We start from the raw sequence: 16,276 nt of genomic DNA on the forward strand, positions 1-16,276 counted from the left end.
AACGCAGAATAGAAAAGGGGAGCAGAGTTATGACTAACTATCCTGAATTATCTGTTGATAAGCTACGTTTTATGTGTGATGAAAATCTTTTTAATTTTGAAACAACAGCGAGTATACCACCTCTTGACGTCATGCTTGGTCAAAAACGAGCCGTCAAAGCAGTGGAGTTTGGTTTATTTGCTAAAAACCAAGGATATAACATTTTCATATCAGGCCTTGTTGGTACTGGGAAAATAACATATGCAAAAGCAGCTGTCAATAAAGTGGCGGTGAAACAGCAGATTCCTGGTGATTGGTGTTATGTCAATAATTTTAAAAATAGTAGTCAACCGATTGCATTGCGTTTGCCACCAGGTAAAGGATATCTATTTTGCAAAGACATGGAAGAACTGATTGAAGATATTAAAACAGAAGTTGGTAAAATTTTTAGCAGTGACGACTATGAACAATCAAAAAATGACATTATTAAAAAATATCAAGAGCGACGTTCTGTACTCATTGATTCATTTAATGATAAAGCTGAAGAATATGGTATTATGCCTCAGTGGTCGACGACGGGTTTTATTGGTGTGCCTATGCATGATGGTAAAGCAATACCTGCTGAGGAGTTTCAACAATTAGATAAAGAAGAACGAGAAAAAATCGAAAAGAAAATCCTAATGGTTCATGAAAAAGCCATGGAAGTCATCAGACGTATGCAAGAATTAGAACGAGAAATGCGCGAGGAAATACGTAAACTTGATGGTAAGGTGGGGTTATTCGCCGCTGGTAATTTGATTGATGAAGTGATAGAAAAATACCAAGAAAATGATGAGGTCGTAGATTATCTTGAAGCGATCAAACAAGATGCTGTAAAAAACATTAATGATTTTAAAGATCATAGTGGTGAAGAAGACCATAGTAATCCCTTTGCTTTTTTGAAAAAAAACACGCAAGAGACCATTCGTGATAAATACAAAGTGAATTTACTCGTTGACAATCGTGAACTTCAAGGAGCGCCTGTCATTGTAGAATCCAACCCGACTTATTATAATTTAGTGGGCAGAGTGGAATACGAAACTCGTATGGGAATGATGAGTACGGATTTTACCATGATTAAGTCAGGAGCTCTACATAGAGCCAATGGTGGTTATCTTATTTTGAATGCCCGTGATGTTTTGACCAATATGGGGGCATGGGAAGCTCTTAAACGCATTTTGAAAACACAAAAACTATTTGTCGAAAATCTAAGTGAACAATATGGCATGACAGCTATTGCTTCTTTGAAGCCAAAACCTGTACCCATTGATGTAAAAGTAATTTTAATTGGTAATCCATATTTATATTATCTCATGTATAATCATGATGAGGAATTTGGAAAGTTATTTAAAATTCATGCTGATTTTGATACACAGATGGAAAGTAATGCCGATAATATACAAAAAATGGCTGGTTTTATTAGCTCTACTGTGACAAGCAAAAAATTGAAGCATTTTGATCGTTCAGCTGTTACCAAAATGGTCGAATATTCTTGTCGTTTAGCTGGCAGTCAAAAGAAATTGACGACTCGTTTTAGTGAGGTTGTTAAAATATTATGTGAAGCTGATATTTGGGCAACCATGGATGAGAGCGATATCGTCTCTGGCAAACATGTACAGCAAGCTATTCTTGAAAAAAATTATCGTTCCAATAAATACGAAGAACACTTGCAGGAAATGTTTGCGGATGGTAAACTCATGATTGATACTGAAGGTAGAAAAGTAGGTCAGGTCAATGGACTCGCCGTTATGTCTGTTGGTGAATATATGTTTGGCAAACCATCTAAGATTACTGCTAATACCTATATGGGTAAGGGTGGAATTCTAAACATTGAACGAGAAACTAAAATGAGTGGTACCAGTCATTCAAAAGGCGTACTCATTTTAAGCGGATACATTGGGCAAAAATATGCACAAAAAACACCACTAGCCTTGACAGCGAGTTTAACCTTTGAGCAACTATATGGCGGTGTTGATGGGGATAGTGCATCAAGTACAGAACTCTATGCCCTATTATCCAGTTTATCTGGTGTACCCATTAAACAAAGTATCGCCATGACTGGATCGGTCAATCAAAAAGGTGAGATACAGCCTATTGGTGGCGTGACAGAAAAAATTGAAGGATTCTTTAATATCTGTAAAATCAAAGGCATAACCGGCGAACAAGGAGTCATGATTCCTTACCAAAATGTTGATGAATTAGCACTGAATGATGAAGTCGTTGAAGCTGTAGCGCAAGGCAAGTTTCATATTTATGCAGTGCATACCATTGATCAAGGTATTGAAATTTTGACGGACGTTCCAGCAGGTATTTGTGATGAAAATGGTACTTATCCTGCTGGCACTATACATGATTTAGTGAGTCGGCAATTGCGAGAATATACGGATCGTTTTATTAAATTAAGCAAATCAGCGGAAGAACCTAAAACAAACTCTTAATACAAAAAGGGTGCCTTAGGGCACCCTTTGTTATTGCAGAATTAGAAAATATAACATTTTCTCGATTCCTTGCCGTAAAACATCCTAAGTATTTTCTTAATTCTTACTAGAAAGGTGAACAAAAAGTGAAAAAACAAGTACAACCTGTGATTAAAAATCATACATATACCTTAGAAATTGCCAGTCTTGGACATAGTGGTGAAGGTGTTGGTCGATATGAAGGCTTTACCGTCTTTGTTCCTCATGCCCTGCCAGGAGAAACTGTGGATGTCCAGATCATTGAAGTGAAAAAAAACTATGCAAAAGCAAACTTAAAAGCGATAAAGGTGGCATCCTCAGCACGGTGTAATCCCGCTTGTTCTATTTATGACCAGTGTGGTGGTTGTCAGCTACAGCATGTAGATTATCAAGAACAACTCATTTTAAAACGCCAAACTGTAGTTGATGCGGTGACGAGAATTGGGAAAATAAATGATGTGATCATACACCAAACAATCGGTGCTCAAGAGCCTTGGTATTATCGTAATAAAATGCAATTTCCTGTAGGCACAGAGAAGGGGGACGTTGTTGTCGGATGTTTTGCGCAAGGTACGCATCAGATTATTAATACAGAGCATTGTTTGATCCAACATCAAGATAACAATCTTATAGCGCAAACCGTGCAACAAGTCGTCAGTGAACTTGGTATTTCCACATATGATGAGCATACTGGACAAGGTATTATGCGGCATGTGGTCGGGCGGGTCGGTACCAAAACCGGTGAAGTCATGGTCGTATTGGTTACGTCAACGATAGAACTACCTCAAAAAGACAAGATCATAGGCGAATTACGTAAAAGAATACCCAATGTCGTCAGTATTGTACAAAATATCAATAGCAATAAAACCAATGTAATTTTCGGAAATACAACAAAGACATTATGGGGTCAAGACACGATTACCGACCAATTAGGTGAATTTACGTTTCATATTTCAGCTCGATCTTTTTTCCAAGTCAATACCACCCAAGCAGAACTCCTCTACAATAAAGCTGTGGAGTATGCTGGGTTATCTGGTGAGGAAACGGTTATTGATGCCTATTGTGGCACAGGAACCATTACCTTATTCTTAGCTCGCCACGCAAAAAAAGTCTATGGAATCGAAATCGTTGAACCTGCCATCCAAGATGCATGGCGCAATGCAGAGCTCAATCAGGTTACTAACGTAGAATTTACCGTAGGTGATGCAACTCATGTCATGCCCAAAATGTTCAAACAAGGCATATGCCCAGAAGTCATCGTAGTCGATCCTCCAAGAGCAGGCTGTGAACCCAAAGTGCTAGAAACCTTTGCAGCCATGAAACCAGAGCGTATTGTGTATGTTTCTTGTAATCCAGCTTCTCTAGCGAGGGATTTGGCTGTGCTAGCAGATCTAGGGTATGTGGCGAAGGAGATACAACCTGTTGATATGTTTTCGCATACGTTTCATGTTGAGTGCGTAGCGTTGATAGAGCGCGGGAAGGCTTGATATCAAAGGTGTCGCTGGTTTTGGTGAAAAATTAAAGTGTGTTGATATGTTTTCGTAGACTTCAATTTTAGGGGGCGAACGCTTGTTGGGTGTCGTTTTATTATGGGTGTTTCGTGTAAAAGTTTAACAAATACACGAAACACCTTTTAGTTTCGTGTATTTGTATGGTATCGTAAAAAAAATACAATGGGGGCTGACTATGCAAAAAGAACTTACTATCAATACTCCTCATGAAGGCTTTATCAACATTACTGGTCACGTGTCGGAGATATTGGGTCAGAGCCAAGGGAATCACAGCTTATGTCACGTATTTATACCTCATACGACGGCAGGCATAACGATTAATGAAAATGCTGACCCAGACGTGGTAGAGGATATGTTGATAGCACTAGATCATATGGTGCCAGAACTTGCTTATAAACATGCCGAGGGGAATTCGCGTGCTCATGTAAAAACGTCTATGGTTGGATCATCAGTTAGCGTTCCTATTTCAGGTAAAAGCTTGTGTCTAGGAACTTGGCAGGGGATTTATCTCTGTGAATTTGATGGTCCTAGACGGAGAAGGGTTATTATTAACATTATCTAGGGTTGCTAAAGTTGAAAGGCGGCGTAGGATGAAAGTATTTGTATGGCGGCATAATCGGAAATTTCATAGTTGGAGTATGATTGATGAACCTAACGTGCATCAAGATTTATATACGGATGCGATTGCTGTTGTGGTCGCAGCAACATTGGATGAAGCTTTGGATGTACTAGCCAAGGAACGTGGATGGATATTAGAAGAAGTAAGACGGATCGAGCCGCAAATATATGAGTTGGATAAGCCTAAAGTGTTGTTGCAAGTGGTGCAGGGCAGTTGAACTTGTAATATATACTGATGCTCGATGACTGGTTTTACAATGGATGAAGTTCGCCAGCTATAACATTAGGTTACTGATTATGATAAACGTGACTGAAACTATTAATCTGGAGGGATTGATTATGGTTTTGGTTGCGTTTTTTTTGCGTCTGGCCTTCGGTTGGGGCGTTTTTTGTGTTGGGATGTGTCGGATTTTTATTAGAAAATAAACAAATACATGGAATTAGGGAGGGTTTCGTGTAAAAGTATGGAATATTAGGTAAAAAAGACACCTTAATGGTTGTATTAATAATATGTACGAAAGAAGCAATAAAATATAAAGTGCACTGGTGAGTTTGCCAAACTGAAATATTCAATTTAAGAAAGATCCGAATCGAGTGTTAGTGAATGTCTCAAAATAATGATAGACGATATCGATTATAGATTGGAAGTATAGCTTAAGGGTTATAAATGAAGGGAAGTGTATGATAGGATGCAATATCATACTTGCCATAGTTTTACTGAGGCAATGAATAAGATAACTTTAGTTTATTGCGAAAAACCAATATCAATGGTAGATTTTTTAGATAAAAATAGAAATATTATTACAAGCAGCTTGTTTGATGACAAAAATCAAAGGAACTTAGTTTTGCATCCAGGCTCTAATCTTCTCTTTATTCAAGCACTTATTTGTTTTGCTTTTTATTTAGTTATTAAAGAAGAAGCTAATGATGAAAATTGGTTATTGTCTTTACTTCCAAAAGACATAGTTATCCGTATAAGTGATAATCGAAGATGTGAAGTGGTGGAAGTGAATAAGGAAAAAGGATATATTCGCTTAATTAGTCATAGTCGGGAGACAACTCCAAACGATGCCAAGGGGCGTATATCCCAAGTAAAAACTGAGTTAAAGATAAATGCTGTAACTGCTAATAAATATAAACGATCTTATACAAAAGCAACATCGCTTGATGGACGAGGAATTCGAAAAAAGGCAATTTCTGAGAAAGAATTCCTTTCTTCCGTATTTGGTATAGATAAAGAAGTAATTCCAAATGTAATTACTAGCTCTTTCGTCGTCGTATGCTCAAAACAAGAAGCTGATTTTATTATGGAATCAACAGCACTCAAGCTAGAAGGAAAGGAATCTATTAGGCTTGGCGAGTTGTTTCCTACAGCGTATTATACATCTTTATCAGATTCGACCAATTATGCGGGTAACTCTGCAAGTGCTGATCCTGTCATTAAATTTACGAATAAACTATCTATTGCTAGGGAATTGATTTTGGAAGATGAGGATAAAAAAATAGATGGTGTTCTTATCTGTGGAACAGAATATTTTCTGTCAGGAGTATCGGAACTCAATGATTTGTTGGTCAGAAAATCGTTGAATAATGTTACTATGCTTGCCCCAATAACATATGGAGATTATACTCAGATGTTATGTCAGTACGAGGATATAAAACTTTTTGCATGGACAAATGAAGCTTTACTTTCCACTATTGAAGACCTAAATAGTATTAATAAAGATAACTCGCTAGTTAATGAGGTCGCTAAACTTTATAAAAAAATAGATAATTTATGTGAAAATGATGTAAGTTGTGAGATACGAGAGACTCCTTATGACAAGGAAAATTCATCTATATGTAGATTTGTTTTACATAAACTCAAAAATAACCTACCTGAAAGTTGTGATAAAGAATATTTTATTACCTATGGCTTTGGCTTATTAAAATTATTTGAACAAGCTTGTTTTCCTCTTTCAATAATGGAAGAGTTAATTAATGATTCCTATATCAATGCCATTTCGCCCAATAATGTTTTCGCTAAATTAGAAAGTATTGTACAAGCTTTTTCAAATCAAGGTAGTAATTATGCCAGTGATATGAGAATTGCCTTAGACGCTTTATTCTTAATGCAAGTCTCTATTCAAGATAATAACCCAAAGATGGAATATCTTAAGCGACAACTATTACAATTGCAAAAGGAAAATATTACCCCAATTGCGATTGTAATGCCAAAATATAATTATTGTAGAGCGTTTGTTGAAAGTTTTACTAACTCGGAGAAATTGATATTATCAGAATGTGATTTCAGTACAGCGAAAAAATTTAATGAAAATAAATTATATAAAAAGGTTTTCATTTTAAGCCTGCCTGAAAATTTAAGGTTTAATGCATATACGTTATCTAATGCTGAAAATATTGAGTTTATATGCTATAGTTTTGAAAGATGGAGACTTGATTTACTAAGAGCGAAAACAGCTGACATGATGGATTATTATGATAAGAAAAACAATATAAAATATAATTATTTAGCTAATGACGAGTCGTGGAAGAAAGTTTGCTATGATGTTGGCAAAATCGAAGATGAGTTAGAATCATTTATTGAAGAAAAAACTGTAAGAATGTCTTCTGAAGTATTGAATAAAGCGCTTCAAATGAGTGGATCGACTACTAAGGTGAGTAAATTTATTTCATTTCAAACAGGTGAACACGCCTTTTTTACAAAAAATTATTCTCCCTATGTCTATAATTCTATTATTAAAGCTGTAGAAGAAAAAGACATTAACACAATTGAAGCAGGAGACATATTGATCTTTTCCAACATTGAGGATGGAAATAGAGATATAGTAGATAAAATTTTATTAAGACTTATAGATTTAAATCAATTGAGTATGCAACAAAAAGAGTTTTACAGAAAATCAAGGCATTGGAAACGTGCTTTAAAGGAACATATTAGCTCCAATGATTATTCATATAATTCTATATCTCGCAATTTAGAGCAACTTGGAAGAAAGAAACATGAGGTTACAATTAGGAGTTGGTTAAATGAAGATAGTAGAATTGTTGGCCCCCGTGATTCAGACTCCTTCTATTCAATAGCATTACTTACAAACGACAACGAAATGTTAAATGATCCAGATGGTTTTTGTAAGGCGTGTAACGAAGTTCGTGCAACTAGGATAAGAATTCTAAAATATATTGGTAAAGCAATTATACATTCAGTATCAGGTGAGTACATTGATGATTTTGAAAAAATGCTTGCTTCGATTGCAGGGGATATAAAAAAAATGACCACATTGCTTCAAATAGAAAAAATAGAAGATATAAGTGCCACTATACCCGCATCTTTAGTTAATAAGCCTCATTCAATTGATTAGGAGTGATTAATTTGCTTGGAAATAAAGAACAAATGCTTGCACTTAGAGGTCAGCTAATTAAGGAACTTCGCCAAGAATTATTAGGACCAGGTTCGGAATGTCTTTATAATGAAATGGATATAGAACATGAAATTATCACCGATCTACCAGAAGCACGATACTCTGTAGGAGTATTGTATCCCCAGGGCAATACACTTAATGTCGGAAATGATGACGTTCTTGATCCTGATGATCCGTCAAAAGAAGTTGATGAAACAGAAGCAGCGGAAGCTTTCGCGCCAGTTGTTGATGAAATATCGTTAAAAAAAACACCTGAATTTGTATCTGATGATTCAGGAAATTTTTCGCTAGACGATGCTGTCGGACTATCTACACAAGCTAAACCTTCCTCCATGGGGGTTACTTTTTTTGTGAAAGGAAACATAAAATCAATTAAATTCAATCTTTCCTTCGCTACTTACAGGGTTGCAAAAGTTTCCGATTGTGTGGTGCCATATAAAAATCTTTGCGGTGAGGTAAATTATCTTGATTCTTATGCTATGTACGAAAATGAACTTTTAAAACTAAAAACGGCAATTAATCGTAAAACTGTTAAAAGTATAGAAGAAAAAGACAATATTACAGATAGGAATCTTATTGATGCCTTATATAAGCTTGCAAACCAATGTGGAAAGAAAGCTTATGTTAGAGAAGCACATAAACTATCTGTTTATGCATCATTTGATGATGGTGATTATAATGATTTAAACGAAAATTTAGCTGGTAGAAGTATAAAGTTAGTTGTTATGCGGAGAGTTTTTAAGGATGATATTTACGCCATTACGGCACTCCTGGTTAATACAGCATGTGGTGCATATAACGGCAAAAATTCTATTTTCCAGCCTGAAATATCTGTATCCTCTCTAGAAAATAATTTTATATTTGAAAGATATGATAACATAGATGTGACTGATTCCAAAGATGAAGAGGAAAAATCTTTAGCCCTATTATATCGACATAAAAAAGTATTTGCTACTGGTCATGGAGTATCAGCAGATTGGGATATAGACCTTAGTGGTAATGGAAATATTAAAACAGAATTTTTGCCGGTCGGGATAGTAAGACAAATGGATTTTGATCTAGACGGCAAAGATGTTGAGAGACAAGCCTTATCGATGAAATATTTATCTGATTTAAATGATGATAGTATTGAGATAAAGGCTCAGCTTATGATGCAGGTATTAATGGCATATAAAAACTGGATTAATACGATTGGTGACGATATTGAGAGAGAATCAGATACCTTGGATATATTGTTGAAAGAAAAGGCCTTTGAACATATAGAGGGATGCAAAGAGTCGCTGGAGAGAATGATTTATGGAATTAATCTATTAAAAACAAATGAGAATCTTGCTAAAGCCTTTCAACTTGCGAATAGAGCCATGTATATGCAACGAATACATGGTGAAATGCAGAAGAAAGACTGTTATCCCAATGATGATAATCTGCAGGCGATTTTGCGGAAACTAAATTACTATAATGAAATAGATCAATATCAGTGGAGACCTTTTCAATTGGCATTCTTATTAATGAGTTTACGTTCTATTGTAGAACCTGAATATAAGGAAAGAGATTTAGTGGATTTGATTTGGTTTCCAACTGGCGGAGGAAAAACAGAGGCTTATTTAGGATTAACTGCTTTAACAATTTTTTATAGAAAATTGACCTACCCAGTAAATGCAGGTGGTACTAATGTAATAATGCGCTATACTTTAAGGCTGTTAGCGGCTCAACAATTTGTTAGAGCCAGTATCCTAATTTGTGCATGCGAAGCTATTCGAAAGGATTGTCGGGCAAGAATATCGAAGTATCCTAAATATAATCTTGGCGAAGAAGCGATTACAATTGGCCTTTGGATCGGTGGAGATCATACTCCTAATAAGAATAAAGGATCTGATGATCATAAAGGGGCAAAAGAATATCTTGATGAGTTATATAAAGCCGATCAAAACAATTTAAAATACAATAAAGATAGATATAATAAATTCCAGGTTCTTAAGTGCCCGTGGTGTGGTACGAAAATGGTGAAAGATAGTGACGAGAAGGGTAATGTTATAGGTGATTGGGGTTATAAAATAAGGGACGGAAAACATTTTTTTCTAGCATGTCCTCAAGAAGATTGCAAATTTCAGTCCAAACTACCAATTCAGATTGTTGATGAAGAACTTTATTCTAATCCTCCAACGTTGCTCTTTGGTACAGTAGATAAATTTGCAATGATAACTTGGAAAAGCGAATCTGGTAGCTTTTTTGCGGTAGGTAGTGACAATAGATGCCCCGAACTTATTATTCAAGATGAACTTCATTTGATTTCTGGCCCTCTTGGGACAATTGTAGGATTATATGAAACTGCAATTGATGCATTGTGTTGCCATAAAGGGGTGAAACCTAAAATAATTGCCTCAACAGCTACAATTAGGCGTGCGAAAGAGCAATGTAGAAACTTGTACAATAGAGAAGTCAGTCAGTTTCCTTCTCCAGGCATAAATGCAGAGGATTCTTTTTTTGCAAGGGAAGCAGATGATGATAAAAAGCCTGGAAGATTATACTTTGGAATCATGCCTTCTGGAAAAACCAAAGCAATGATGGAAGTAAGAGTAATTTCGTCTATTCTTCAACGAATAAATATGATGAACTATGATTATGAAACTAAAGATAAATTTTGGACAATAGCGACTTATTTCAATAGTCTAAGAGATTTGGGTGGTTGTTCTACAAGAGTTGATGATGACGTCAAGGACTTTATCCGCAGAATAGCATTGAGACTTGGTACGAGAAAAGATACAAGAATTATTGGATCAGCCGAAGAACTAACGAGTCGAATATCTACAACTCAACTTAATGAAACTCTAGAGAAACTTGAGAACACAATATATTCGGAAGCAAATCAGAAAGCAAAGAAATACCCAATAAGCGTACTGTTGGCAACAAATATGATTTCAGTAGGCGTTGATGTTGCAAGGCTAAATGTGATGGTAATTATAGGACAACCCAAACTGACGAGTGAATATATACAAGCATCTAGTCGAATAGGCAGAAGCTATCCAGGCGCTGCCTTTATACTCTATGACGCTTCAAAAAGCAGAGATCGCTCACATTATGAGCAATTCAAACCATATCATGAGTCTTTTTATAGATACGTTGAGCCGACGAGCGTAACTCCATTTTCAAAACCAGCGAGGGAGCGTGCTTTACATTCCGTTCAGGTTTCACTTATGCGACATTTAGCTGGTTTATCGAGAGATATTGATGCACGCTATTTTGATAAGGAAGCCGTATATTTAAAAGAAATTGAAACCTTTATTCTTGAAAGAATTGATTCAATAAGAAAAAATAGTACATTAATTTTAGCGGATGAAAATGATGTAATTGAAAATGAACTTAAAGAATTTTGGAATGAATGGGAAGAACGGATTGCATTAACAGGGAGCGTTAACTCTCCTTTAACCGATAAAGATTTTTGTTATGGTGATAAATATATGGTTAAGAGGCCAGATGGCGATGCAAAACGACTAATAAAGATATTCGGAACTACCTCTCAGGATAAAGCGCGTGAAACTCTTACCTCGATGCGTAACGTTGATAAAAATGTAGCTGTAAGACTTTTGGTATGGGGTGATAAAAATGATTGAAAAAGCGCCAACGAAAAGATCTGTAAGACTTAATACTGTTACTCATTCAGTGAGGGCAGCCCAAACTGTATTACAATATGGTGTTGGTGCAATGGTAGATTTTGCTGATCAAACCTTAATGACCGCTGCTCCCGAGTACTGGAAAGATATTGATTACTCCGTTGATCCAGTAATACATATTCATGATGAGCGCTTAGGAAAAATATTGAATGTTGACTATTTTGGTATGCCAAAAGATAAAGATGAATATAGATCGGGAATTGCATATGTTCGTTTTCCTCAATGGTATTTTTGTCCTAAATGCAGACGATTTCAACCCTTGAATAAATGGATAACTGAGCATAGGAAGGTAGCGAGAAACAAAGAGAAAGACGCTGATATGAAAAGACCTAAGTGCATCGAATGTAAAGCTGAACTAGTCCCAGCACGTATCGTTATTGCATGCGAAAGTGGACATATTGATGATTTTCCATGGATATTATGGACACATGAAAAAAGTTTTGGAGGTCGCCGAGATATTTGTGGAAATCCTGAAATTAAGTTTTCAACAGGGGCAACTTCTTCGTCAGGGTTGGAGGGCTTGGTTGTTAAGTGTAATTGTGGAGCAATGACAACACTTGAAGGAGCCTTTAATAAAGATGCATTGCAGAAATTTTATTCATGCACGGGCTTTATGCCATGGAAAAACCAAAGAGAAGCTTGTCATGCCATTCCTCAAGTAGTACAAAGAGGAGCTTCTAAAGTTTATTTCCCCAAAAATGCAAGTTCACTTGTTATTCCACCGTACTCTGATAGAGCAAATTCACTAATAGAAAACTCACAAGAATATAACAAATGCTTAGATAGGATTGAAGATTATGACGGCGATGAAAAGGAAATTTTTATTGAAAGCAAACTTGAAAAATGGACTTTAACAATAGCAAATGAAATACAAATTGATTCACAACTTGTAAAAAACATTTTAAGAAGACGGTTACTATCTAATCGAAACGAAGAAACATGTGACGTTACTACAAATGTTAAGTATCGTATTGAAGAATATGCAGCATTGACAGGGGATATTCCACAATATGGGATGGATGAACATGATTTTATTCGTGAGAAGATGGACAGTGATCGCTATAGTATGCCTGGTATTAATCAAGTCGTTTTAATACACAAAGTTAGAGAAGTTCGGGCATTAATTGGTTTTTCTCGATTAAATCCTCCAGACGCATTTAATATTAATTCATCTGAAAGTGCATTCGGATTAATGTCTACAAAAGAATCGGAAAATAGATGGTATCCAGGCTATGAGGTTAGAGGTGAGGGAATATTTATCAATTTTAGTGATAAAGAGATTGAAGAATGGATTGCGAAAAATATAAAGGTAGTAAACCGTACATTTAAACTTAATCAGAATTACTCAATGACGCTTATGAGTAAACATACTCCAAGAAAAATAACGCCTAAATTCATCTTCTTGCATACCATGGCACATTTACTTATCAGGCAATTAAGTTTTGAATGTGGTTATACGACGGCTTCTTTGCGAGAACGGATATACTGCGATACTGGTGAGGAAGATATAAAAATGAATGGGATCTTTATATATACTGCAAGTGGAGATTCAGAAGGGACATTAGGAGGTTTGGTCAGGCAAGGTTACCCTGACTGTTTGCCACAAATTTTGAGAAAAGCCCTTCTAGGGGCACAATTATGTTCTAATGATCCTGTGTGTATTGAAAGTGCAGGGCAAGGAAGAGAAGCATTGAATTTAGCAGCCTGTCATTCTTGCTTATTACTACCAGAGACTAGTTGTGAAGAATTTAATGTATTTTTAGATAGAGGTTTAGTAGTCGGGACATTAAAAGATCAAGCTTTAGGTTTTTACTCTGGTTGGTTGAGTCGAAAGTAGAGTTTTTTACCGAAAGGAGGTGCTGTTTTGAGATATAATGCAATTGATTTATTTGCAGGTTGTGGTGGAGTAAGTGAAGGTTTGCATCAAGCGGGTTTTAATGTAATTGCAGCAATTGAGTTAAACCGGAATGCTTCTAGAGCATATTCTGCTAATCACAAAGAATGTAAAATGTTTAATGAAGATATAAGGAAGCTTGATGCAGAGAAAATTAGAAAAGTACTAAAAGAGCAACCACTGCATTTGCTTTCAGGATGTCCTCCGTGCCAAGGATTTTCATCGATGCGTCGTCTTAATAGGAAACAAGAAGTTAATGATGGACGTAATGATCTAGTCCTAGAATATTTAAGGTTTGTTCGTGAACTAAAACCATTAACGATAATGATGGAAAATGTGCCTGCTCTTGGTGAATACTCTCTCTTTAAAGAAGTATTATCTGAATTGGATAAAATGGGATATAACCCTAAATGTCATATTGTTAATGTGGCAAATTACGGTGTTGCTCAGAGGCGCAAACGATTCATTATGGTCGGTTCCTTAATTGGTAATCTAGATATAGCGAAAGGTAACGATCATATGGTTACCGTAAGAGATGTAATATTTGGATTAGAGAACGTTAATATAACAACCGATGTTATTCATAAGGTTTATCCAAAACATATACCGAGAATTCAAAAGATGATTTCTCTAATACCTAAGAACGGTGGTAGTAGAAAAAGTTTGCCTCCTGAATATTTGCTTGAATGTCATAAAAAGCAAGGAGTAGGATTTAATGATGTATATGGTCGTCTTAGATGGGATAATGTTTCCTCCACAATTACTGGGGGATGCCTTAATCCTTCAAAAGGTAGATTTTTGCATCCAGAGGAAAATCGTTGTATAACTGCTCGTGAAGCGGCATTACTGCAATCTTTTCCTAGAAATTATATATTTCCTATTGATATTCCCAAAACGGAATTGGCTTTGTTGATCGGGAACGCATTACCACCTGAATTTAGTAGGATTCAGGGAACGAATATTTATAAGCATTTAGAGAAGTACTGTAAGTGATATCTTGATAGTTTGTCAATTTAGTTTCCTATAGATTATAGAAAACTGTATATGTTAATAAGATGACTTTTAAATATCAATTCAGTATCTGCATAATTGCGATTGAAAATAGTCCAATCGCAATTATTAATCAGGGATGGCATTAAGAAAATATCAATTTCTAGCACGGTTTCAGATTTTACTATAAATGAATATTTTTCAAACAAATACAATCGGTGTTGAACATGCTCATGATTCTGCCACCGACTAATTCGCTGCCACATCGGTCACAGTTTTTGTGTGTGAAGAATTTGTCCAAGGAGGGCGGGAAGTCAAATCAGCTTTAAGATATTAACACTCTGCAATGCTGATAAATTATATGGATTAGTTAAATGCACTAAGATCAATCATTTTATTGATTTTACTTTGATTGCGCCCGGTGTTTCTTTACACGAGCATTATTACCACAACGAGAGTGATATTTCCAAGAAGCGTATTTATCCGTAACATTCTCCCATTTATGACAATAAGCACATTGACGAAGTTGGCGTTCACCAGTGACTACTTGAAGAAATTGGAACCACATACAAGATAGAAGGTCTGAAGGAACAAAAAACTGTTTTAGTTTCTTGTTTTTATCCAGCAACAAGCGATGTTTTACAGGGAAATCATCTAACTTTTTGTTAATTGTTTGTTGTACTATAAGCTGTGCTATAAAAAAATAATCATCTTTTACTAGGTCGGTAAAAACCTTATGGTTTGGCATGTCGAATAATTGCTGAGTTCGAGGAGCAATATAGCCTTTTAAATCAGTCAAACAATTACTATTATAATCGTATTTAATTCCAGTACTATTAAAAATATCTAAATCTTCTGGTTCGCCAAATGAATAATTTATATTATCATTCGTCCAAGTTATCACTTTTGATAGCATGGACGAATTTTTTTCTTGTATCCAATTCCAAATGCGAAAAGTATTTTTCATTTGCCATATTTGTGTTAAATAAAAATCAAGTGAAAGACCTTGAAAAGTATTTAAGTAATTGCTAATACCATCATTAATATGACCAGTGTCCATTAGTAAACCAGCGGTAATTAAACCGTATTGATTTGTAAAATTTACGATTGCCTTTAAAGATTCATCATCATCACCTACAGGTAGTTCAGCAAAAAGAGTAAATAACTCAGGTGAACCTTTAAAGGGGATGGTTGCAATATATGATGTTGTCTCAGGTTTAGGGATAAGAAAGGGTGAAGAATAATTTCCTTCATGAAAAAGATCGTCCACTTTTATTTTATTATCCCAGTAGTAGCCTTTATCGGCATATCTCCAAGTAAAATTTGTATAATCTACTGGCATTTCGACTTCATCATACATAAAAAAACTCCTCTTGTAACGGTTTTGAAACATTGAAAAGTGTTTCTAAATGATGATATCATAAAAATATAACAAATACAAGAATAAAAAGGAGGCTAAGCAATGGCAAATAAAGAAATACGTGATGCCATAAAAAGAACAGGGTTGTATAAATATCAGGTTGCTTATCTTATAGGCGTAAATGATTGCACTTTCAGTAAATATCTACGTAGAGAGCTACCAGCAGAAAAAAGAGATCAGATATTATCTGCTATCGAGAGTCTAACTAGTGAGAGGATTAAGGAAAATTAAATAAAAAGAGACCACATAGCAAATTTGGTCGTAGAAATGAGGTGATAA

Annotated in this window: 10 protein-coding genes; 9 read left to right on the forward strand and 1 reads right to left on the reverse strand. The window is 35.6% G+C overall.

The annotated features are described in order from the left end of the window. Positions 1-29 precede the first annotated feature (29 nt). From ACAN52_RS08425 to ACAN52_RS08460, 8 genes are all read left to right on the forward strand, one after another. Positions 30-2,456 (forward strand): Lon protease family protein, encoded by a 2,427-nt coding sequence (locus tag ACAN52_RS08425; RefSeq protein ID WP_378954218.1) that lies wholly within the window; start codon positions 30-32, stop codon positions 2,454-2,456. Positions 2,457-2,581: 125 nt separating this feature from the next. Continuing rightward, positions 2,582-3,961, forward strand: a complete 1,380-nt coding sequence (rlmD, locus tag ACAN52_RS08430) for a 23S rRNA (uracil(1939)-C(5))-methyltransferase RlmD (protein WP_378954219.1) — start codon at positions 2,582-2,584, stop codon at positions 3,959-3,961. A 199-nt stretch (positions 3,962-4,160) separates the two neighbouring features. Continuing rightward, a complete protein-coding gene (locus tag ACAN52_RS08435) occupies positions 4,161-4,547 on the forward strand; it encodes a secondary thiamine-phosphate synthase enzyme YjbQ (protein WP_378954220.1) in 387 nt (128 codons plus the stop codon). A gap of 28 nt (positions 4,548-4,575) precedes the next feature. Continuing rightward, complete coding sequence (locus ACAN52_RS08440) at positions 4,576-4,821, forward strand: hypothetical protein (protein WP_378954222.1); 246 nt, start codon at positions 4,576-4,578, stop codon at positions 4,819-4,821. 471 nt (positions 4,822-5,292) lie between these two features. Then, entirely contained in the window at positions 5,293-7,962 is a 2,670-nt protein-coding gene (locus ACAN52_RS08445; protein ID WP_378954223.1) for a DrmE family protein, read from the forward strand. 11 nt (positions 7,963-7,973) lie between these two features. Beyond that, positions 7,974-11,633, forward strand: a complete 3,660-nt coding sequence (locus ACAN52_RS08450) for a helicase-related protein (RefSeq protein WP_378954225.1) — start codon at positions 7,974-7,976, stop codon at positions 11,631-11,633. Further along, positions 11,626-13,530, forward strand: a complete 1,905-nt coding sequence (gene drmB / locus ACAN52_RS08455; protein ID WP_378954227.1) for a DrmB family protein — start codon at positions 11,626-11,628, stop codon at positions 13,528-13,530. Before ACAN52_RS08450 ends, drmB begins: the two co-directional genes overlap by 8 nt. A 27-nt stretch (positions 13,531-13,557) precedes the next feature. Beyond that, positions 13,558-14,580: a DNA cytosine methyltransferase gene (locus ACAN52_RS08460; RefSeq protein WP_378954228.1), complete on the forward strand. Its 1,023-nt coding sequence runs from the start codon at positions 13,558-13,560 to the stop codon at positions 14,578-14,580. A gap of 400 nt (positions 14,581-14,980) precedes the next feature. Here the strand turns inward: ACAN52_RS08460 and ACAN52_RS08465 are convergent, their stop codons facing one another. Then, positions 14,981-15,937, reverse strand: a complete 957-nt coding sequence (locus tag ACAN52_RS08465) for a hypothetical protein (RefSeq protein ID WP_378954229.1) — start codon at positions 15,935-15,937, stop codon at positions 14,981-14,983. A 102-nt stretch (positions 15,938-16,039) separates the two neighbouring features. Between ACAN52_RS08465 and ACAN52_RS08470 the strand changes: the two genes are divergently transcribed. Next, positions 16,040-16,228 carry a hypothetical protein gene (locus tag ACAN52_RS08470; RefSeq protein WP_378954230.1) on the forward strand — a complete coding sequence of 63 codons (189 nt, stop codon included), beginning with the start codon at positions 16,040-16,042 and terminating at the stop codon, positions 16,226-16,228. Positions 16,229-16,276: the final 48 nt, after the last annotated feature.

The sequence above is a fragment of the Pelosinus sp. sgz500959 genome, from assembly GCF_042610375.1.
Lineage (GTDB): Bacteria > Bacillota > Negativicutes > DSM-13327 > DSM-13327 > CTSoil-075.